A 19,899-nucleotide genomic window follows, 5' to 3' on the forward strand; every position below is an offset into this window, starting at 1 on the left:
GTATTAGTGATTTAATCACCAATACACGCCAAGGTTTGAGTAATTATCGGATGTTTTGATGAAATATTGAACAATTTTCGAGAGATGAAGTGCTGTAACTGTCTATGTTTTTAGCAGAGAAATTGCAATACTGATAGCTTGCGTGATGACGCAGTAGCCGTGGGACTGATCAAAGATATAGTGCTTGTAACTATCTATATCTGGTGTCAGTGAAAGGGAAATTGACAAACGATAGAATCAAACAAATGTAGTGCTGTAACTGTCTATATCGTTTCGATTCAAGAAGTGGTGTGCAGGATTTAAAAGATCCAATAATCCGGTAATATCATTTCTGGGTTGGCAGGTTTCACGCTTTGACGCTTCCATAACAGAACTGAAATTGCCAACTTATCCATCTAATCCTCTACGACCACTACCTCGATGAGGATTGGGTTTTTCGGGTTGGTTGGGGCTAGGTTTGGAGTTATCAGCCAGGTTGAAACTCTGGTTTAACACCAAAGGTGAAAGCTGGTAATCGGACTTAGCCATTGACAGAGCGGAAAAACGAGTCTGTACTGCTTCGCAGTTAAAAGCTAAGAAGCCACATACCAGACTCGATACTAAAAGTGAAATGGCAGCACGCATAGTAGATGTCTATTTTAGAACTCTCTACTTCACTAATACTTAACTTTTATATGTCTGTCCGGAAAATTCGGGAAAAAGTATTGTAGTTTACTGAATAAATGTTCATTTTATACTTCTTCAAGATGCTCAACAAGTAACCAATTTCCAGAGAAATTTGGTCGCCCCCAAATCTTGAGTATTTTTTCTGGGGTCAAAGCTTGCAGTTGTTGGTCTATATCAGATTTCAACGTCACAAGTTGCCAATTTGTTGTAGTTAAATTGGTGTGATTTGTAATATTAAATTGGTAATTTTGCTCACCCAGTCGTTGGAATTTGCCTGTAAAGCAGTCGAGATTTAATTTATTATCTTCATCGACTAAAATACAAGGACAGTTACCATCGGCAGGATAAGCTTCTGGGTGATCTAAATAATAAGTTTGCCAGTACAACCAATCGGGATGATTAGTTAATAAGTTAAACAAGGGAACAATTGGGCTAGGTGCATCGTCGTCTGTCAATAATGCAGCCTGCAAACTCTTCACTGGTAAATCCCTGGGTTGACATTCTAGCACAATACAAAGAGAAGCTGCCATACCTGCCGCTTGTCCAATTCCCATGACTACTGGTTGAAGTCTAGTAGCGCCGTTAGCGATGTGGGAAACGGAAATGTTTTTTTCACAAACTAGCAAACCATCTGTAGTAGCAGGGACCAGGGCGCGATAGGGGATAGTGAAGGGTGTTCCTGTCCATCTTCCACCCCAGCGGATAGATTTAGGTTGCAGTGAGAACTCTACACCAGGATAATGGTGATCGTTGGCATAGTTACCAACAGCGATAGCATCAGAAAATGGTAATGCGGTATTACTGTTGGCTAAAGGCAAAATATCCCGTTCACAAACAGTTGTCAAGCCTACTAGGCGGCGACTTTCCCGATAATAGGGATGGAGGGCAAAGGCGGAGTTAGGATGGGGAAACAGGTTTTCTGCTAATCCGTAACGCCTACCAAACTGGGTTTGAATGAAATGGGCAAAATTCTGACTGTGCCAATAACATTCTTGCACAAATTCGCGCTTTTTCACTGAGTCTAGCAACCGATTGGCATTTTGGCAGTAATCGTTGCCCGCAATAGGCCAGTTAATCATAAATCGATCTGCTGGTAAGCGTCCATAGTTCAAAAATTTTTCTGGACTATAGTTATCCCAAGCTCCTGTAAACTGAGATGGATCATAGTTAGGGGCTGGAAGAATTGCTGGGGCGGTATTTTCGCCAAAGTCTTCCATGACTACTACCCAAGTCGGTGCTTGGACTGGATAGGTTTGGGTCAGGGAGTTAAAATTTGCTGGTGCGCTGGGTTCTCCCCATTCTGACTGCAATTCCCAACCCCAGCGGTGAGGTACTTCTCCTAATGCTAATAAGTCTCCTAATTCTGTACCATCAAGAATAATTTTGGCGTTGACGGTGAAATCTGCAAAGCGGACACCTGTGATACAGTCTTGGGTTCGCAACACTGCTAATGGCACTTGTCCCGAAATCCACTGAAGATTCGGTAATTCTCGCACCCAGTCGGCAAATATTTCTGCACCTATCCGCGGATCATAACTGAAAAAGCTGACCCAACTATGATCTAATCCTCCTGGTTGTCTGCGTTGCAATTCCTGTAAAAAAGCTCCCCATAAACCAGTTTGAAGGGACTGTAATTCGTTTCCGTCTGGTGCAGATACACCGGCAGAGGTTAGCATTCCTCCTAACCAGGGAAATTCACTCACAAGGATTGTTTTTACACCCCGTCGTGCTGCTTGGATAGCGGCCGCTGTTCCACCAGTGCCTCCACCGACTACTAGGACATCTGTTGTATAGGTTTGATTCATAATATTAAGTCAATTGGTTATTGGGTATTAGGAGACGTTTATCACAGATCATCCGGTTGTGATTCAGTATTAATTCTTGCTTTGCTGGTGTATATTATTCAATATTGAATTTAGATAATTTATGAATAATATCTTGCGAATAGGGACTTTGCTGAGAGAACGTTACAAAATTATCGATCTTTTATCTCATCATACTGGTTTTGGCATTACCTATAAAGTTAAAGACTCTAATCATCCAAATCAACCAATTCGGATTTTAAAACAACTCAAAAAACCTACCGCATCTAAATTAGATATTGAAAATTTACCTATTTTACAACAGCAAGAAATATTAAATCAATATTGGCAAGAATATTTAAGGCTGTTCAGAATAGAAACGCAAGCATTAGGTAAACTTGGTGAGAAACATGAACAAATTCCCACAATTTATGAACGATTTTCAGAAAGTGGGGAAGAATTTTATGTCCAGGAATATATTGAAGGACATTCTTTAAGTCAAGAATTCAGACAAAATCAAAGATTATCAGAAGAAAAGACGATATCTTTATTAATTGAGATTCTAGAAGTCTTTGAGTACATTCAAAATAATCCTGGTTATGCAATTATTCATCGAGACATCAAACCGGATAATATTATTCGCAGAAGTAGCGATAATAAATTAGTTATCATTGATTTCGGTTTAGCGAAAGAAGTAACTGTTCCGGGAATAAAAGTAGGTTCAGTTCTGGGAGGAACAAAAGGATATATTGCACCAGAAATATTATTGGGAATAGTATCTTTTTCCAGTGATATTTATTCTATTGGTATGATTGGAGTTTTTGCTATTACTGGAGAAGATCCCAGTTATACACCTTTATTAGCTGAAAATTGGCGAACAAAAGCAAATGTACGTCCTGAATTTGCTGATATTTTAAATAAAATGATTTGTGAGGATTATACAAAACGCTTTCAAACCGCCAAAGAAGCCTTACAAGCATTAACAGTAAGTCAACCAATTCCAGTACCTCCAGCAACTCCAGCGCCTCCAATTCCCTGGAAATTAATTCTTGGCACTATTTCAGGAATCATCCTCATTATCGGTGTAGTTATGGCTGTCATATCCATATTACCCAAATCTAATGATCAACTAATAGCTGATGGTAAAGCCAAATCAGGACAACTAACATCATCAGATCAAAAGGATTTAATCAGTAATAAAACTTATGATGTTTATACATTTAAAAGTGATAAAAAACAATATTTAACAGTGCAAATAATCAGCAATGATTTTCAACCACAACTCACCATTCTCAAACCAGATGATAAATATTTTAATCCTGTATCTAATGTAGGAACAAAGGATAATGATTTCACCGCTTCTATTATGGTAGAACCGGGTACTTATCAATTTAAAATTACATCAACAAAAGCAGCAAGTGGTAATTATGTAATTAAAGCTTGGGTGACAGATAGGTAATTAGTGATAAAATCCCCATATTCATCCTGTACATCCTTAAATCCTGGACATCCTGATTCAGACAATAAAGATAATAATCCAGCACAAAGACAATCCCAATTATGAAAAGTTATCAGTGGCTATTATTCCCGACTCTGCTCATTTTAAACCTCACATTAACAGCGTGTGAAAAATCTGAAGAGGTTGTTTTCTCCTGTGAAACAGACGGTAATGGAGAACCTGTTACCAAAGTTAAATACCAAGACAAAACGCGAGATTTAATAGAGTGGAAACGCACGAATTTTGTAAAAGCAGGTTTTCCTTCTCAACGAAGATGTGAGGAAGTAACACCAAAATTACAAACTGCTTATGATAATGGAAGTTTGAAAGATTTAACTTGGGGTTATTCAGAAGCTGAAAATAATCCTAATAAAAGATTTAAATCTTTATGTACGACAACTGGAAAAGATTGTCATACTTTGATTTTAACATTATTAGAATCAGATGATGCTGATGTGGAATTAAAAGCTTTTACTGCGGTGTTAAATGGTGATGCTTCCCAAGCATATCAAAATTCTTCCTGTGCGGTGAAAAATGGCAATAATTTAACTTGTACTGTTGATATATTCAAGGTATTTAAGGAGAAATAAAATCTACCATGCGTCGAGATACCCTTTTTTATCAGCTATTTAAACAATTTCCCGGTTTAATCTTTGAACTGGTAGATCAAAAACCACCAGAAGCAGGAGAATATCAATTTGATTCTATAGAAGTCAAAGAGACAGCATTTAGAATTGATGGCGTATTTCTACCACCTGATCATGCTAATCCCAAAATAGCATTTTTCGCTGAAGTACAATTTCAAGAAGATAAAGATTTGTATCATCGGTTCTTCACTGAAATCATGACTTTTCTCTATCGTCATAAAGTTAGGTATGACAACTGGTTTGGAGTCATCATTTTTCCATCACGCAGTTTAGAACCGTCTAATTACCTCATTCATGATGTATTGGTAGATAGTTACAAAGTCAAGAGAATATATCTTGATGAATTAGGAGATTTAGAGGAACAATCTCTAGGAATAGGGTTAATGTTATTAACCAATACTCCTGAAAATAAAGCCAAAGAAGCCGCTAAAACTTTACTAAAAAAAGCCCAAAATACGGAGGTAGACAATCTAGAAAAACAAGCGATAATAGATTTAGTTACGAAAATCATGACTTACAAATTCGACAAATTAACTAGAGAGGAAGTAGAAGCCATGTTATTAGGACCAATTACAGAAGAACCCAGAGCAATTAGAGAATGGAAAGAACTAGGAGCAAAACAGGGAGCAAAACAAGAAGCGGTATCACTGGTTATGCGACTTTTAAACCGTCGATTTGGTAACGTTTCTGATGTTTTATTGCCAAAAATTGAACAGTTTTCTATAGAAAAGATAGAAACATTAGCTGAAGATTTGTTAGATTTTTCTGTGTTGACAGATTTAGAGAATTGGTTGCAACAAAATCAACCATAAATATAACTCGTGAAGTGGAAAGATACCCGATTTCTTCAAGAAGTCGGGGATCTGGGAGGTCTAGTGCAAATTATCAAATACCAGGAGTACCATCTATGAAATTACACAAATTATCCCATCTATTATTATTCTTTATCCTTCTATTTCCCGCTTCTCCCATTATTATCACAGGTTGTAGTTCTTCCCTATTCGCACGCAAACCAGGGACTTTATCAGAATCGGAATTGAAGAATGTCTTAAAAGAAATTACAGTTAAAGTCATTGTTGATGATAAAGAAGCAGCTTCAGGAACTATTATCAAAAAACAAAACGGTTTTTATACTGTTCTCACTAATTATCATGTGATAGAAAATGCTAAATCTGTGAAAATTGTCACTCCAGATAATCAAGTTTATCCCGTTGAATTTTCTAAGGTAGATAGACAGGGGAAACGCATCTAAATTATCTTGACAGAATACTATATTAGTGCATCAATATGGGAAAATATCTAACTTCATTCAAAATCTGATAAATTCCTTTATTAAAATTATAAAAATTTCATAAATTTAGAGTAATTATTTATTTTTAATGATGGATTTATTTTGTTCAGTTCTATATATTAATATCTATATTTTTTGGCATCAAAAATATAGATTCTATTGTAGAATCAACAGAAAAATAAATTGGTTATATTTATATTTGTCTATATTTTCTGATTTTTATCAGATACATTCTAAAATCTTCTCTAAATATTCATCATCCCATCCTGCACAAAACTGCTTACTTTTAGTTCCTAGTTTTTGGCTTTTTTCTTTTCCTAAAAGATTAACTGCTATATGACGAATAACTGCAAAGTTTTGTGGTGCATTATCCTTTCTTATCCGACAATCATCTTCTCTAAAAGCTACATCTAAAACCCAGTGTAATGAATTCTCTATACCCCAATGAGTGCGGACTGATTCTCCTAGTAATTTCGCATTATTTGTCAAACTACTTATATAATAGCCTGTCTCAACCTTCGTTTTTCCATTAACTTTTCGTATATATTCTACCATTCCTACACTTTGAAGATTTACCCATTTCTTATCAGTATCTATTCTTTCTTCTATGTCTGATAACATGAGATAATGACGAATCTCTTCTCTTCCATGTTTGTCTTCTTCTGTATGAAATTCACTATATTTGAATCCCTCAAACCCTTTAGATATAGCTTCTTTGAAGATTTCTTCTACATTCTTATATAAATTACCTTGATTCTTTTTGAGTGCGATAATATATTCGCCTGATTTTTCTGCAATTGATTTTACTATCTCTTTTTGACACCCCATCGCATCAATCGTTACTAAACATCCGGCTATATCTAATACTTTAATTAATTCCGGTATGGCTGTTATTTCATTTGACTTTTCTTCTACTTTACATTGTCCTAATACTAATTTATTACTAGTTGCCCATGCACTTACCATGTGAATCGCACCTTTATCCTTTCCTTTATCATATGAATGCCTTAATGTTTTCCCATCTATTGCTATGACTTCTCCTTCTGTAATTTTATTGATAGATTTTATCCAACTCAAAAAACAATTCTGAAATTGTTGCGGATCTATTCTCGCAAATACTCTGGCGAATGTATCATGAGATGGAATCCCGTTTGGAAGTTCTAAAAATTGTTTTAGCCATTTTTCTTTCTTTTTTCCATAAGCCTCCATCAATACCCAACTATCTACTCCACAGATCACTGCACAAATCGCAATGGTTACTATATCTATTAATTTATGCCTTTTTGTTCTCTCAACTCTTTTATCTTCTAAATCTTTAAAGTGATCTACTATTGTGATTTTTGGTGGTAGCTTCATTTTGTGAATTTTGTCTCTTTAGTTTTATTGAGAATACCACTTCAACTCATTTTATTGATTCTTATAGAAACGAATTTACCATCAAATTTTCTTCATACTCATTTATTGGCTTGATATTAACATGGTAATACTGCCCTTTTTATCTATTCATAGAAGTTACATTTTGTCAAAAAAAATTAGATGCGTTTCCCCTGGAAAGGAGAAGAGTTAAATCATCCTTCATTATTTAGTGTAGGATTTATGGGCAATATAGAACAAAATGAATTTTGGGCAAAACCCAGAGGATATGAATTAGCATATAGTAATGAAGGATATCCAGGCATGAGTGGAGGTGGTATTTGGAATACAGAAGGGCGATTAGCTGGTATTCATAATTTCGCAGAAACAAATGTTTTAGGATATAGTTTGGGGTTGTCTATAGAGAGTTTTTTATTTTATCAACAAGATGGTTTATGGAAATTACCTGAACCTCAATTAAATATTGCTAAAAATGAACCTATATCACTAGATATACAGTCTATTATTTTAGCATTACTAAAGACTTATTCCGCACCTGATTCTGTGAATGGTACTGGGAAACAGTGGCTAACTTATGGTATTCAATTATGGCGAAGTGGTAATACAGATAATGCAATTAAAGCGATAGGAAATGCAGTTAGCAAAGATCCAAACTCTTGGGAATCTTATTACAATGCTGCTTGGATTTGGCTCGGACAGGAAAAATATGATTTAGCTGTAAATGCTATAAATGCTGCAATTAGAAACCAACCTAGTTTTTATCGTTCCTATTTATTAAAGGGTGCTATTTTTCGGGAATTAAAAAAATATGAAAATGCTGTAGAAGCACTTAATCAAGCCATTTTAGAATCAGAAAAAGACAAACAAAAAGATTTCTTGCTCTACGAAACTCGAGGAGGATTATTTTATGACTTGAAACAATATCAAGAAGCGATCGCTGATTATACTCAAGCTATCACAATTAATCCTCAATATGCTGATGCTTACAACAATCGGGGAGTTGCTAAATCTGAATCAGGAGATAAAGCTGGTGGAATCGCTGATTTTACTCAAGCTATTACCATTAATCCTCAACTTGCCGAAGCCTACAACAACCGGGGAACTGCTAAACATAAATTAGGAGATAAAGCTGGTGCGATCGCTGATTATACTCAAGCTATCACAATTAATCCTCAAGATGCCAATTTCTACAACAACCGGGGAAATACTAAATATGAATCTGAAGATGAAACTGGTGCGATCGCTGATTATACTCAAGCTATCACAATTAATCCTCAAGATGCCAATTTCTACAACAACCGGGGAAATACTAAATATGAATCTGAAGATGAAACTGGTGCGATCGCTGATTATACTCAAGCTATCACAATTAATCCTCAACTTGCCGAAGCCTACAACAACCGGGGAACTGCTAAACATAAATTAGGAGATAAAGCTGGTGCGATCGCTGATTTTAATCAAGCTATCATAATTAATCCTCACAATGCCAAAGCTTACGCTAGCCGAGGGCTGATGTACTTATTCACAGGCAATATACAAGTAGCAATTAAAGATTTAGAAACTGCTAAACAACTACTTCAACAGCAAGGCAATATTCAAGGCGTTCAAACAATACAGGAAATATTGAATAAATTGTAGCTACTGAATAAATTGTAGCTACTATTATCTTTATTTTACCTTCTATTCTCCACCCATACATTAACCAACCCTAATCAAAAATAACCAAACTAACACCACAACCACTAGCTGCTTCTCCTAACCGAGAATCAAGAGTTGCTAAAGGTAAATTTAACCGCAAAGTTAACTCTAAATAAGCAGCATCATCAGCAGCTAAACCTTCCCGTCTTGCTAGTTTAAAATCAGTTACAATGTAACCTACAATTAGAGTATAATTAAATAATGCCAATATGCCAGCCAAAGATATCTACCATAACGAAGTCAAAAACGCATTGATAAAAGACGGTTGGACTATCACAGACGACCCTTATATTATCAAATATGAAGATGCTGAACTATACGCAGACCTAGCAGCAGAAAAACCAATTGCCGCAGAACGTCAAGGACAGAAAATAGTTGTGGAAATTAAAAGTTTTGTCAGCAAATCGCTGATGTATGATTTTCATAACGCCTTGGGACAATATATAGTATATCGGAATCTCATTCAACTTACAGCACCAGAATATAAACTCTATTTAGCTATTGATGATGTTGTCTATGAGAAATTTTTTCAACGCAAATCTGTACAAGCTGTAATTCAGGAAAATCACCTGCTGTTAATAGTTGTTAATACAGAAAAGGAGGAAATTCAGCAATGGATAAACTAGAACAATACCGGAATATTATCAAAAAAATATTGACTGAATATTACGAAATGAGTAATACTCAAATTTCAAAAAAATATGAATTTGAAGTTAGTGAACGTTTAGCTATTGATGAAAACAGAGATCAATATATTTGGTTTCGTTTTGGTTGGGATGACAAAAAGCAAATACAGCATATCATCATTTATCTTACCATTAAAAACGGCAAAGTTTGGGTAGAAGAAGATGCTACAGATTTATGTGTAGTTGATGATTTACTATCAGCAGGAATACCGCAAAATGATATTGTTTTGGGTTTCCATCATCCCAGTAAAAGAGTTTTCACAGAGTTTGCTACCGCTTGAAATAATGAGAATAATGTAGGGGTTTAGCAATGCTAAACCCCTACATTTAATGTTAAAATAAACCTAGATGTAACCCTCATAAAAATTATGAAAAGTCGCAGTTTCACAGTCATAATCTACAAAGAAGATGATATGTATATCGCTGAATGTCCAGAAGTTGGTACAGTAGATCAAGGTGAAACCATAGAACAAGCAATAACAGGTTTAAAAGAAGCAACACGACTTTATTTAGAAGAATTTCCTTTACCAGAAACCTCTCCTAGATATGTGACTAGCATAGAGGTTACTTATGCCTAAATTACCACGAATTTCTAGTAAAGAAGCAATTCGGACATTAGAACGTATGGGTTTTTATCAAATTAGACAAACAGGTAGTCATGTAATCATGAAAAAACAAACAATTAATGGAGAAGTTGGTTGTGTTGTACCATTACATCCAGAATTAAAAGTAGGTACATTAAGCGGTGTTCTTAAACAAGCACAAATTACTCCTGAAGAATTTATAGAAAACCTATAAAAAGTTCATTATAGTTAAACCGATCATCTTTTATAACAACAATGATAATTTATAAATGAAAGTTGAGGGTTTAACAATGCTAAACTCCTACCTTACTATCTCATGATTTATTCATTAACCTGTTCTTTAAGAACCTGAATTAAATCATTAGATAACCATAAACCAGCTTTTTTAAAAGATTGAATTGGTTCATCAATAGAAGTTATTAATCCCTGTTTCTTCGCTAAAATCAATATTCCCAAAGTTCCCATAAATGGAATATTTAAACTTTTCGCCACTTTTCTAGCAGCAGCATCATCAATAACTGCGCGATAACCACTATTTTCTAAAGCAAATGTCAAAACTTCTGATTCTCCCAAATCTATACCCCAAGGTACAATTAAAGCAGAAATTTCCGAAATAGTAACTGGTTTTGCCCAATTAGCATTAGGTAATTCTTGAGATGCTATATCTATTTTACCAGCTTTGACAATTTCACTCCATACACCAGTAGGAACAATAATTTCTGTAAATAACTGTGGTAGTAAATAGGTAAGCTGGCTTTTAAATAGCACAATTAACGGTGATGTATTAATAACTATTTTATTCATGTCTATTCATCTAAAGAAGCAATTTCCTCAGCTAATTCTTCCGCAGTATATTGAAATGGAGAAACCTTATAACGAATGAGAACATCCATAAATTCAATTCTATTTAAACCTGCTATTTCTGCCGCTTTACCTTGAGATATTTCTCCCAATTCATACCATTTAACAGCAGCAGCTATTTTCATTTCTCTAGCTAATTCATCCGGTTCTTTTCCCAAGCTAGAAAAAACACTTTCTGGTAATTCTATAGATATAGTTGTCATTTTTAGATACCTATGGTTAATTTATTATAGCTGTTTTTAGTCTCAACTCTCATCTTTCATAAAGGTACAGCCTCACTTAATACTTTATCTCTAATTAATTCATGTAAATTACCAGGTTCAGCAATATCCACTTTTCGTCCTAGCAATGCTGCTAAATCTTGCATTAAACCAATATAATCAAATAAACTACTTTGTGGTTTAAGTTCTACTAAAAAATCTATATCACTATCTGGTGTTGCTTCACCTCTAGCAACAGAACCAAAAACTCGCAGATTATAAGCACCATACTTAGTGGCAATTTTTAATATTTGTTCTCGAAATGGTAGCAATAATTCTTCAATTCCCATAAGTTATTTTTGAAAAAGATTAGCCCTTTCTATTTTATTAGATTGCATCAGTATTTGTCAATACAGAAAAGGAGGAAATTCAGCAATAAAACTTATGAAAATTCGCACCTTTACAGTAATTATTTACAAAGAAAATGGTAAACATTTATCTTTAGCTAAATCCTGAGAACAATTAATTAATGTGGCTTGAAATGTCACAATTTTCCAAGGTTGAATATTTTCCTCTGGTTTAATACAATTCTCTAATAAATCAACTGGTTCTCCTAAACTTAAAACCTCACTTTGTAAAGATAAATTCGCTGTTTTTCCATGACATTCATAAAAGCGAAGAATGAATTTATCCGAATCATCTTCACTGGGTTTAAGTGCCATTAAAATCAAATTATCTGCTGATAAATATAGAAAACTTTGACTTTGACAACCATCTGAATTACATTGATAATTATCTGGATTTACTAATACTTCAAAAGGCACGTTTAACTCATAACCACGTTTTACAGTTTCTGCTTCTTCCCAACTGCCCAAATGAGGGTATAAGCTATAGGTAAATTCGTGTATTCCTCTATCAGCTTGGGAGTCTGGCCAATGGGAACTTCTTAGCAAAGTCAGACGCAGTTGGCTAGGTTGGGCATCGTAACCATATTTACAATCATTGAGGAGACTAACTCCGTATTTTCCGACTTCTGTATCTGTGGTTAAATCTGCCCAATGTAAAGCGGGGACTTCCCATTTTGCCTTTTGGGCGGGGGTTTGGGGGTTTGTGGGACGACGAATAGCACCGCAGGGGATTTCGTAAGTGGCAAATTCGGCTTGGAGATTGAGAGGAAAGGCTGTTTTTACTAATACCTGATTTTCTTGCCAATTTACAGTATTAGTTATTTTCAAAATTGGTGAACCAAGTTCCAAAATGTAATCTTGACAAAATTCCGATTTTCCCAGTTGACGCACTACTCGCAACCGTTGGTGAATTTCTCCATATTCTTGCCATTGAATTGATTTTAATTCGGTTGGAGGGAGGGGTTTTGTGTTATAATTGGGATCTATATTCCAAGCATCCCAATATTGGCCGCTGTCGGTAAAAGCTTGAAGTTGATTTCCCGCACCGGTTAAAATTTCCCTTTGTTTAATTTTATCAAAGACGCTGGTTAGATCTCCGGTTTCGGGGTTAACTTGAATTTGCAGATATTCGTTTTCTAATATCCAGTTTTTGGGGAATATTTTCGGCTGGGGGGAAGAGGGAGAAATCCAGAAAATGCTGTAACCTATAGAGGGGATAGTTGCGAAAAATAATAAAGTTGAATTTTCGCAGTTTTGGGATAAAATTTCTTTTCCTTCAATATCAGCAACTTTCCAGGTTGGATAATTTGGGGTGATGATTTTTGATAAGTCAACTGTCACAACTTCCGCACGTTCCCAGTTGAGAGAGTTAAAAATTATGATGGGAATACTTTCAGAATTGGGAGGTTGTGGTATATTGATTTTGGAAGTGATTCCTATTAACGACTCCTCTAGTATTTTCGTTCCCATTTTTTCCACTGCTTCCCATTCCGGTAAAGCGTCTTCATAAACTTGGGTAATGGAAGAACCAGGTAAAATATCGTGAAACTGGTTAAATAAAACTTTTTTCCACGCGGTTTCTATTTCCGTTTTCGGAAATTTCGCACCACAAAGGATATTTGCTAAAGTTGCGAATAACTCAGCACTATATAATAGATGTTCAGATTTGCGATTCCAACGTTTTTGGTCTGCGTGGGTAGTATAACATCCGCGGTGGAATTCTAAATAAAGTTCGTTTTCCCAAACTGGTAAATTTTGATTTTCAGATTTTATGAATTGAAGATATTTTTCCGCAGTTGTAAATTCTAACTTGGGGAAAATTGGGGAATGTTCCCAACGTCTTCCAGTCTCCAGCATATCACGGGTTGGACCACCACCATGATCACCAACACCAGGAAGCCAAAGGGAATCTTGTAAACCTGTTTGAGTTTTCCACTCACAAGCGTACTTGGCCATTTTTACAGGTTCGATGGTTTCGCCGATAGGTGCGGACATGAAACTTAATGTTTGACTACCATCGAGCGATCGCCACCAAAATAAGTCATAATCAAATTTAGTTGTATCATTCCAGCGGAGTTTTTGCGTCACAAAGAATTCAATTCCCGCATTTGCTAAAAATTGGGGTAATGTCGCACAAAAACCAAAGGTATCGGGAACCCAAACTACAGAAGATGTTTTTCCGAACTTCTGCAAAAAATACCTTTGTCCATATAATAACTGACGAACTATAGACTCACCAGCAATTAAATTTAAATCCGGTTCTACCCAAAAACCTCCCAAAACTTCCCATTTTCCGGCTTTAACTTGGTTTTGAATTTCTCTAAACAAGTCGGGACGATTTTCTTCTACCCAAGCATACAACGCCGGTGTGGTATGACAGAAAATCAATTCAGAAAAATCTTTTTGGAGTTGTAAAACTGACTCAAAAGTATTTTGTGCTGCTTTCCAAGTTTCTGCTACAGGCCATAACCATGCTAAATCTAAATGGGCATGACCTAATAAATTGATTTTATATTTTTGGGCGTTGATAAATTCGGATAAACCCACATAGGTTTCTCGCAAATTCACCAAATATGTTTTCCAATCTTGATTTTCTGCGTCTTTAAGATTTGTAACTTTCTCAACTTCCCCAGCTAAATTTGGAATTTTTTCTGGTGCGAAGTTTTGGATAAGAATTTCCGTAACTGCTAATTCATCAGCAATAAAACCAGCATCAGGATGATTGTAATCTGTTGATTCATAAATTGCAAGCGATCGCATCAACGCCCCATCACAATGTCCCGGACTCACCAACCGCAAAGCTATGGTAAACTCTTCCCCAGGAGTTACACTAGAACTGAGTAATACTCGCGGTGAAGAATCAAACAAATCTCCCGTCAATACTAACTTACCATTAACATATACTTCCGCTAAATCTGCCCACCATACCAAAGCCACGCGCAAAGACAAACCCGTTAAGGGAAAGTTGTGTAAATTCTCAGGAACAGAAAATTTTTGTCCTAACCATAATACCTGTTTTCCCCCTTTCCAGAAAATATGATCTTTTTCATTTAGCTCAACAGGTTGCCAATCAGTTAAACTAAATGGGATAAAATCAGTAACTACCTCGTCAGTTTCCTGATATCTCCAGGTGGACTGGATATCAACTTGACAACAAGAACGCAAATTTTCAATTGCTGTGGATATAGATTTGGTATTTAATGAGGATACAGGAAGATTCATATTGCCAATAAAATAATATAAATAATTGACACTGACGAAAATTTACAACTTGCTGGGAGTTTCATAACCTCACCCTACAACTTACACATAATTACCTACCATGTCTTCCGATTCTTCAAACCGCTATCAAAGCAAACTCTTTAACTTTGTCTACCAGCATTCTCGACGGTTGACACAAAAATGGGAAAACACCGTCAAAAATTTGCAAGTTGCTACTGGGTTGGGTGTAGGTTCTCTACTTTATCCACTTTACCAATTATGGCAACAAAATGGAACAGCAAAACAATTACATTCATCAAATCCCCCCTCTAGTGACGCACCAATTCAAATTATATTAGATGTTGTCAAAAATCTTCCTCCTGGAGATGCTGATTTACCAACTTCCCCAAAAACAAATCCCTTCACATTTTTAGGATCTTTGTGGGAGAAAATTTTTCCCAAGCCGAATTTTCCAACTTCAGAAAATACTCTCCAACAGCATATACCCACGGTACAGGGAATTGCTATAGAATTACAAACCCGAAACTTGGTCTTAGTCAGTGCTGATAATCGGATTTTCGATGTTTTCACACCGCAGCAAAACGTCAAATTAGCCGATAGAATTAATAGCGAAATTAGCGAATATCGGTATTCTTTACAATTAATTGCTTACCAGCAAAAAGAATTATTGCCCAAAATTGATCATCTGCTGAATAAGCTAACTGACGAAGATTCTATCATAGCACGAAAATCTCTATTAAATCCCATTAAACTTTTTGGATTTCTCGATCAATTAATTGCTAATTTAGAAACTACGACTTTAGTTCCTGTCCAAAAACATAGCCAGGAAATTGTCAATCATTTCCAAAATCAGGTTAATGGATTAGCAGTTAATCACGATGATTTAAAATCTCCGCAACTACAAATTTCTGATTTAATAGCAGCCGCGATAAATTACTTTTTTGGAGGTAGAAATAATTATCAACTTGACTCAAATTCTTCTCCAGAAAAATTCCAAAATAAATCTGATTTTAAAAAGGTTTTATCATCAAATAATCAGTTAGATTCTCGTGATTCTTTAGGAGATAATTGGTTGACATGGAATGATTTATTTGGTGAAACAAATACCAAACTTGAGGAATCAGTACAGCAACCTCAAGCAAAAAGAGAATTCCCTGAGATTCACCGCAAAATAGGTCAGCAAGCAACCGAACCCAAAAATGAGGAATTTCCAGAAATAGATAGTCAAACCAGCCAAGGATTTAATTTTAAGCCTGACTGGATTGATATTTCTGCCACATCATTAGGTTATGAAAAACACCCATTAGAACAAATTCTGGAATGGTTAGATCAGTCTATATTATGGATAGAACAGATATTCACAAATATGATTTATTTCTTTAGAGGTTTATTGTTAGGGAGATAATTGAAAAACAAGAAAAACTAGATCCCCGACTTCTTTGAGAAGTCGGGGATCTGAAATCTAAAATCTGTTAAAATTCCAGAATTACTGGTGTATGATCACTAGGTTGAACTAACTTCCGGGGTTCAATATCAATAGTGCAACTTTGGGCGCGTTCATACAAAGTTGGTGTAAGATAATGATGATCTATTCGCCAACCTAAATTACGCTTAAAAGCAGCAGTCCGATAATCCCACCAACTATAATTTTCTCCTGCGTTGTTAAATTTACGAAAAGCATCTCCAAAACCTAAACTGAGAACATCTCGTAACGCTTGACGTTCTAATTCAGATGCCATAATGTGATTATCTATCTTTACCTTATCATTAATATCTATATCTTCTAAGGCAATATTAAAATCACCACACATAGAAATAGCAGGATTTGATAATAGTAAAGTCTGTAAATATTCCTTGAGAATTTTTAACCAGCCTAACTTATATTCATACTTGTCGCTACCGATAGCTGAACCATTGGGAACATAAAGATTAACAATTCTTACTCCTTCAATTATACCAGAAATTACCCGTTTTTGTTCATCCCATGCTGATGCTATTTCTGGCAAAATAGCACCAAAACCCACATTTACATCTGTCAAAGGTTGACGACTAATTAAAGCCACACCATTATAAGATTTTTGCCCGGAAATATACGGATAATAGCCTAAATTTTCAAACGCAAGATTAGGAAAGTCCTTGTCTATGACTTTGGTTTCTTGTAAACACAAAACATCAACCGGATTTTCTGTTAACCAATTGATAACCTGTTCTAAACGTGTCCGCACAGAATTCACATTCCAAGTAGCAATTTTCATGAGTTAATTATTAAAACGACTGCAAAATAATGGTAAAGTGATTGTCTCATGAAAATTATATATTTATGATCCCTAAGATAGATGAATAAGGACTATACTAGTTTATAGTTTGATAATGTTCTCACAGGTTTTCATTGTTTTGATCAAAGAATCAGCTTGGATAAATACCCCATAAAGCTGGTTAATTTAGCATTTATTCATAGGTTTTTACCACCAATTTCTCTAAATCTGAGAATTGCGAATGGGGGAATAAAAAACTATAAAAAATGAATGTTACTAAATAAACCATAAATTTAGAATTTTCAATTGTTTAATGGTGATGTCGAGATCAATCATAACATTGCCAGGGTTTAATTTTTTTAAAGGAGGACATTGTATGAGTATCATAGTTAACACCTGCCCCTGCTGTGGTGGTTCGGTTCTGCGTCATGTCCGTCATCATGAGGTTTATTGGTTTTGTCTTTCCTGTAGACAAGAAGTACCAGTTTTAAATACAAGTAGTGGATCTAATCTACTATCTAAGTTGGAAACCCGTAATCAAGAAGTTTTACCCCAAACGGCTTTGAGTTCTTGAATTTTTGAACATGGGGAATAGAAAACTCATCAGCATAAATTTAGGTAAAAGCAGGAATTGCTAATTTTAAATACAAAATATATGCCGATGTCATTAAGTATGGTATAAAAGCGTATTTAATAGATTTTGATAGCGTGGTTTAAGTCATACTTCTTTTTTATGGGTGAAAAATTTTGTTAGCAGCACTACTCTACGGACAAGAGGATTTACGCCTAGAACAAGTTCCTGACCCGACTCCCGAAGCCGGCGAGGTGGTGATTCAGGTGGAAGCAGCCACTACTTGTGGGACAGATTTGAAGGTATGGCGACGTGGTGGCCATGCTAAAATGTTGACACCGCCGACACTGTTTGGTCATGAAGGTGCGGGACGGATTGTCGCTGTCGGCGCTGGGGTGACGAATTGGCGGGTAGGCGATCGCGTGGTAGCAAATAATTCTGCTCCCTGCATGAAATGTTTATTTTGTCAACGCCAAGAATATTCTTTATGTCCCCATTTAACTTGGAATAATGGGACATTTGCGGAATATCTGAAAATTTCTGCTCCTATAGTTGAGCATAATTTATTACTAGTTCCTAAGCATTTGCCCTTAGTATTAGCGGCGATGACTGAACCGCTGGCTTGTGTATTACATGGTATCAGCCGTTCTGGTGTCAAACCCCATGATAAAGTAGTGGTTTTGGGTGATGGCGCAATTGGCTTGATGTTTGTGGCAGTATTAGCGAAATATACTGAGGTGATATTGTGGGGTGGGAATAATCAACGGTTAGAAATTGGTGAAAAGTTCGGTGCAGCAAAGACTTTTAATTATCATCAAGTTACGGATATTGCCAACACAGTTAGGGAATTAACCGCTGGTTGGGGTGCAGATGTGGTTATAGAAGCTACTGGTGTACCGAGTGTTTGGGAAACGGCGATCGCTTGCGGTCGTCCTGGTGCAACTATCAATTTATTTGGTGGTTGTCCAAGAGATACCACAATTTCTGTCAATACCGAACAATTGCACTATAGTGAACTTACTCTCAAAGGCGTATTTCACAATACACCAGAATATGTGAAAGCAGCCTTATCGCTCATCGCTAGTGGTACAATTCCTTTTGACTTACTTATTAGTGAACACCGATCTTTACAGGATTTAGAACAGGTATTCATGGATATGAAGGCACGGAAAGTAATTAAAGTAGCGATGTATAACTAAAAAAATAGCTATTTCGTAGTTCATGCTTCTAGCTAGTACAGCTTGGCGTAAAAGTTACACTTTACCAATATATTAGAAGCATCTAGCCCAGGAAGGTTGCAATTTTTCCCCAGAATAGTTTATTATCCTGATTTTACTGTTTAATTTGGGAAAAAACTCAGTATCAACTCCCTATTTCCTAATTTTATGATTATTACCTTATTAGTAGCTTGGATAGTTTTTATCATTCTCTGGAAACTAATTAAAACCACGATTAAAACGGCCATGATCTCTGCCGCTTTTGTCATGTTATTATACTTTGGTTTCGGTATTACTCCCCAAGATATTTGGCAGCAAATCAGCCAATTTGCTCAAACTTTCTCCCAAACGCCAGTGAAAAAGTGACAATTATTATGATAGAGGCTATGGAAACCCATCAACAAAACTACAAATATTGTCAGAAGCCAGCAAATGAGTTTCCGAGGCTTCCTGCTGACTTCCGGCTTCCTAAAATAAGGAGACATTCACCATGATAAAACCAGTTGTTACCCAAAATCATCCTTGGGTGATAGTCAGAATTGTAACCATTACCCAAAGGGTGTAAATTGTGAGTTTTGATAATGTTTGTAAAAAGAGATTTTAGCAGGTTTGCGATTCGAGAAAAATCTAATTCGTCAATTATTGAGCGAGGATATTATGCAAGAATCTGTAATTTATCAGGATATTTTGCAAAAGGGAGAAATAAAAGGAGAACAAAAAGAAGCTTTTCGTTTCTTGAATCGTCAATTAAATCGGCGGTTTGGTGAAATATCTTTACCAATAATTGAAAAGATGCGCTTATTATCCACTGAACAATTAGAAATATTAGGAGAAGAGTTTTTAGACTTTTCTGAAATGTCTGATTTAGTCACTTGGTTAGATAGACAAAAGTAGATAATCTTGGGCAATTTCAACCTGGA

22 protein-coding genes and 1 pseudogene are annotated in these 19,899 nt (G+C 35.8%); 14 read left to right on the forward strand and 9 right to left on the reverse strand.

Annotated features, from left to right (window positions below):
* Positions 1 to 387: 387 nt before the first annotated feature.
* Positions 388 to 624 carry a heterocyst-inhibiting protein PatX gene (patX, locus tag HGD76_RS04125; RefSeq protein ID WP_168695041.1) on the reverse strand — a complete coding sequence of 79 codons (237 nt, stop codon included), beginning with the start codon at positions 622 to 624 and terminating at the stop codon, positions 388 to 390.
* 107 nt (positions 625 to 731) lie between these two features.
* Positions 732 to 2,474 carry an FAD-dependent oxidoreductase gene (locus HGD76_RS04130; protein ID WP_168697361.1) on the reverse strand — a complete coding sequence of 581 codons (1,743 nt, stop codon included), beginning with the start codon at positions 2,472 to 2,474 and terminating at the stop codon, positions 732 to 734.
* Positions 2,475 to 2,592: 118 nt separating this feature from the next.
* On the opposite strand from HGD76_RS04130, the gene HGD76_RS04135 reads away from it, so the two are divergent.
* The 4 genes from HGD76_RS04135 to HGD76_RS04150 all read left to right on the forward strand — a co-directional run bounded on the left by HGD76_RS04135 (position 2,593) and on the right by HGD76_RS04150 (position 5,865).
* Positions 2,593 to 3,927, forward strand: a complete 1,335-nt coding sequence (locus HGD76_RS04135) for a serine/threonine-protein kinase (protein WP_168695042.1) — start codon at positions 2,593 to 2,595, stop codon at positions 3,925 to 3,927.
* Positions 3,928 to 4,028: 101 nt separating this feature from the next.
* Entirely contained in the window at positions 4,029 to 4,556 is a 528-nt protein-coding gene (locus tag HGD76_RS04140; protein WP_168695043.1) for a COP23 domain-containing protein, read from the forward strand.
* Between the two features lie 8 nt (positions 4,557 to 4,564).
* Positions 4,565 to 5,425, forward strand: coding sequence for a DUF2887 domain-containing protein (locus HGD76_RS04145; protein ID WP_168695044.1), 861 nt, complete (start codon positions 4,565 to 4,567; stop codon positions 5,423 to 5,425).
* Between the two features lie 95 nt (positions 5,426 to 5,520).
* Entirely contained in the window at positions 5,521 to 5,865 is a 345-nt protein-coding gene (locus HGD76_RS04150; protein ID WP_233467036.1) for a serine protease, read from the forward strand.
* Positions 5,866 to 6,126: 261 nt separating this feature from the next.
* On the opposite strand, the gene HGD76_RS04155 is transcribed toward HGD76_RS04150, so the two are convergent.
* Positions 6,127 to 7,260 (reverse strand): ISAs1-like element ISAsp2 family transposase, encoded by a 1,134-nt coding sequence (locus HGD76_RS04155; protein ID WP_168695045.1) that lies wholly within the window; start codon positions 7,258 to 7,260, stop codon positions 6,127 to 6,129.
* Positions 7,261 to 7,440: 180 nt separating this feature from the next.
* On the opposite strand from HGD76_RS04155, the gene HGD76_RS04160 reads away from it, so the two are divergent.
* Complete coding sequence (locus HGD76_RS04160) at positions 7,441 to 8,916, forward strand: tetratricopeptide repeat protein (RefSeq protein WP_168695046.1); 1,476 nt, start codon at positions 7,441 to 7,443, stop codon at positions 8,914 to 8,916.
* 70 nt (positions 8,917 to 8,986) lie between these two features.
* Here HGD76_RS04160 and HGD76_RS04165 read toward each other — a convergent pair whose 3' ends face one another.
* On the reverse strand, positions 8,987 to 9,184 hold the full coding sequence (locus tag HGD76_RS04165) for a type II toxin-antitoxin system VapC family toxin (protein WP_210967720.1): 198 nt from the start codon (positions 9,182 to 9,184) through the stop codon (positions 8,987 to 8,989).
* A gap of 1 nt (position 9,185) precedes the next feature.
* Between HGD76_RS04165 and HGD76_RS04170 the strand changes: the two genes are divergently transcribed.
* From HGD76_RS04170 to HGD76_RS04185, 4 genes are all read left to right on the forward strand, one after another.
* Positions 9,186 to 9,602 carry a XisH family protein gene (locus HGD76_RS04170; protein WP_168633609.1) on the forward strand — a complete coding sequence of 139 codons (417 nt, stop codon included), beginning with the start codon at positions 9,186 to 9,188 and terminating at the stop codon, positions 9,600 to 9,602.
* Positions 9,590 to 9,943: a XisI protein gene (locus HGD76_RS04175; RefSeq protein ID WP_168695047.1), complete on the forward strand. Its 354-nt coding sequence runs from the start codon at positions 9,590 to 9,592 to the stop codon at positions 9,941 to 9,943. The genes HGD76_RS04170 and HGD76_RS04175 overlap by 13 nt, the downstream gene beginning before the upstream one ends.
* Before the next feature lie 87 nt (positions 9,944 to 10,030).
* Entirely contained in the window at positions 10,031 to 10,240 is a 210-nt protein-coding gene (locus HGD76_RS04180; RefSeq protein WP_015078278.1) for a type II toxin-antitoxin system HicB family antitoxin, read from the forward strand.
* Entirely contained in the window at positions 10,233 to 10,460 is a 228-nt protein-coding gene (locus HGD76_RS04185) for a type II toxin-antitoxin system HicA family toxin (protein ID WP_015078279.1), read from the forward strand. The genes HGD76_RS04180 and HGD76_RS04185 overlap by 8 nt, the downstream gene beginning before the upstream one ends.
* A gap of 107 nt (positions 10,461 to 10,567) precedes the next feature.
* Here the strand turns inward: HGD76_RS04185 and HGD76_RS04190 are convergent, their stop codons facing one another.
* From HGD76_RS04190 to HGD76_RS04205, 4 genes are all read right to left on the reverse strand, one after another.
* A complete protein-coding gene (locus tag HGD76_RS04190; protein WP_148763482.1) occupies positions 10,568 to 11,050 on the reverse strand; it encodes a PIN domain-containing protein in 483 nt (160 codons plus the stop codon).
* 2 nt (positions 11,051 to 11,052) lie between these two features.
* Entirely contained in the window at positions 11,053 to 11,310 is a 258-nt protein-coding gene (locus HGD76_RS04195) for a UPF0175 family protein (protein WP_148763480.1), read from the reverse strand.
* A 56-nt stretch (positions 11,311 to 11,366) separates the two neighbouring features.
* The gene (locus HGD76_RS04200) at positions 11,367 to 11,657 is read right to left on the reverse strand and encodes a nucleotidyltransferase family protein (protein ID WP_015078281.1); all 291 of its coding nucleotides are present in this window, start codon (positions 11,655 to 11,657) and stop codon (positions 11,367 to 11,369) included.
* 123 nt (positions 11,658 to 11,780) lie between these two features.
* Positions 11,781 to 14,936 (reverse strand): alpha-mannosidase, encoded by a 3,156-nt coding sequence (locus tag HGD76_RS04205; RefSeq protein WP_168695048.1) that lies wholly within the window; start codon positions 14,934 to 14,936, stop codon positions 11,781 to 11,783.
* A 100-nt stretch (positions 14,937 to 15,036) separates the two neighbouring features.
* Between HGD76_RS04205 and HGD76_RS04210 the strand changes: the two genes are divergently transcribed.
* On the forward strand, positions 15,037 to 16,341 hold the full coding sequence (locus HGD76_RS04210; RefSeq protein WP_168695049.1) for a hypothetical protein: 1,305 nt from the start codon (positions 15,037 to 15,039) through the stop codon (positions 16,339 to 16,341).
* A 67-nt stretch (positions 16,342 to 16,408) separates the two neighbouring features.
* On the opposite strand, the gene xth is transcribed toward HGD76_RS04210, so the two are convergent.
* Positions 16,409 to 17,191: an exodeoxyribonuclease III gene (gene xth / locus HGD76_RS04215; RefSeq protein ID WP_168695050.1), complete on the reverse strand. Its 783-nt coding sequence runs from the start codon at positions 17,189 to 17,191 to the stop codon at positions 16,409 to 16,411.
* 376 nt (positions 17,192 to 17,567) lie between these two features.
* Between xth and HGD76_RS04220 the strand changes: the two genes are divergently transcribed.
* From HGD76_RS04220 to HGD76_RS04235, 4 genes and pseudogenes are all read left to right on the forward strand, one after another.
* Positions 17,568 to 17,765: a hypothetical protein gene (locus HGD76_RS04220; RefSeq protein ID WP_148763472.1), complete on the forward strand. Its 198-nt coding sequence runs from the start codon at positions 17,568 to 17,570 to the stop codon at positions 17,763 to 17,765.
* Positions 17,766 to 17,938: 173 nt separating this feature from the next.
* Positions 17,939 to 18,961 carry a zinc-dependent alcohol dehydrogenase gene (locus HGD76_RS04225; RefSeq protein WP_168695051.1) on the forward strand — a complete coding sequence of 341 codons (1,023 nt, stop codon included), beginning with the start codon at positions 17,939 to 17,941 and terminating at the stop codon, positions 18,959 to 18,961.
* Between the two features lie 186 nt (positions 18,962 to 19,147).
* A complete protein-coding gene (locus HGD76_RS04230) occupies positions 19,148 to 19,345 on the forward strand; it encodes a hypothetical protein (protein WP_168695052.1) in 198 nt (65 codons plus the stop codon).
* Between the two features lie 228 nt (positions 19,346 to 19,573).
* Positions 19,574 to 19,873, forward strand: a pseudogene (locus tag HGD76_RS04235) (DUF4351 domain-containing protein); the annotation flags it as partial.
* Between the last annotated feature and the right edge of the window lie 26 nt (positions 19,874 to 19,899).

The organism is Dolichospermum flos-aquae CCAP 1403/13F, assembly GCF_012516395.1.
GTDB classification, from domain to species: Bacteria; Cyanobacteriota; Cyanobacteriia; order Cyanobacteriales; family Nostocaceae; genus Dolichospermum; species Dolichospermum lemmermannii.

Excerpts from the sequence above, each read along its gene's own strand:
- HGD76_RS04175 (WP_168695047.1), top strand. The coding sequence starts at position 9,590 with ATGGATAAACTAGAACAATACCGGAATATTATCAAAAAAATATTGACT.
- HGD76_RS04220 (WP_148763472.1), top strand. The coding sequence starts at position 17,568 with ATGAGTATCATAGTTAACACCTGCCCCTGCTGTGGTGGTTCGGTTCTG.
- HGD76_RS04205 (WP_168695048.1), bottom strand. The coding sequence starts at position 14,936 with ATGAATCTTCCTGTATCCTCATTAAATACCAAATCTATATCCACAGCA.
- HGD76_RS04210 (WP_168695049.1), top strand. The coding sequence starts at position 15,037 with ATGTCTTCCGATTCTTCAAACCGCTATCAAAGCAAACTCTTTAACTTT.
- HGD76_RS04155 (WP_168695045.1), bottom strand. The coding sequence starts at position 7,260 with ATGAAGCTACCACCAAAAATCACAATAGTAGATCACTTTAAAGATTTA.
- HGD76_RS04185 (WP_015078279.1), top strand. The coding sequence starts at position 10,233 with ATGCCTAAATTACCACGAATTTCTAGTAAAGAAGCAATTCGGACATTA.
- HGD76_RS04150 (WP_233467036.1), top strand. The coding sequence starts at position 5,521 with ATGAAATTACACAAATTATCCCATCTATTATTATTCTTTATCCTTCTA.
- HGD76_RS04200 (WP_015078281.1), bottom strand. The coding sequence starts at position 11,657 with ATGGGAATTGAAGAATTATTGCTACCATTTCGAGAACAAATATTAAAA.
- HGD76_RS04170 (WP_168633609.1), top strand. The coding sequence starts at position 9,186 with ATGCCAGCCAAAGATATCTACCATAACGAAGTCAAAAACGCATTGATA.
- HGD76_RS04160 (WP_168695046.1), top strand. The coding sequence starts at position 7,441 with ATGCGTTTCCCCTGGAAAGGAGAAGAGTTAAATCATCCTTCATTATTT.
- HGD76_RS04195 (WP_148763480.1), bottom strand. The coding sequence starts at position 11,310 with ATGACAACTATATCTATAGAATTACCAGAAAGTGTTTTTTCTAGCTTG.
- patX (WP_168695041.1), bottom strand. The coding sequence starts at position 624 with ATGCGTGCTGCCATTTCACTTTTAGTATCGAGTCTGGTATGTGGCTTC.
- HGD76_RS04145 (WP_168695044.1), top strand. The coding sequence starts at position 4,565 with ATGCGTCGAGATACCCTTTTTTATCAGCTATTTAAACAATTTCCCGGT.
- HGD76_RS04135 (WP_168695042.1), top strand. The coding sequence starts at position 2,593 with ATGAATAATATCTTGCGAATAGGGACTTTGCTGAGAGAACGTTACAAA.
- xth (WP_168695050.1), bottom strand. The coding sequence starts at position 17,191 with ATGAAAATTGCTACTTGGAATGTGAATTCTGTGCGGACACGTTTAGAA.
- HGD76_RS04180 (WP_015078278.1), top strand. The coding sequence starts at position 10,031 with ATGAAAAGTCGCAGTTTCACAGTCATAATCTACAAAGAAGATGATATG.
- HGD76_RS04140 (WP_168695043.1), top strand. The coding sequence starts at position 4,029 with ATGAAAAGTTATCAGTGGCTATTATTCCCGACTCTGCTCATTTTAAAC.
- HGD76_RS04190 (WP_148763482.1), bottom strand. The coding sequence starts at position 11,050 with ATGAATAAAATAGTTATTAATACATCACCGTTAATTGTGCTATTTAAA.
- HGD76_RS04230 (WP_168695052.1), top strand. The coding sequence starts at position 19,148 with ATGATTATTACCTTATTAGTAGCTTGGATAGTTTTTATCATTCTCTGG.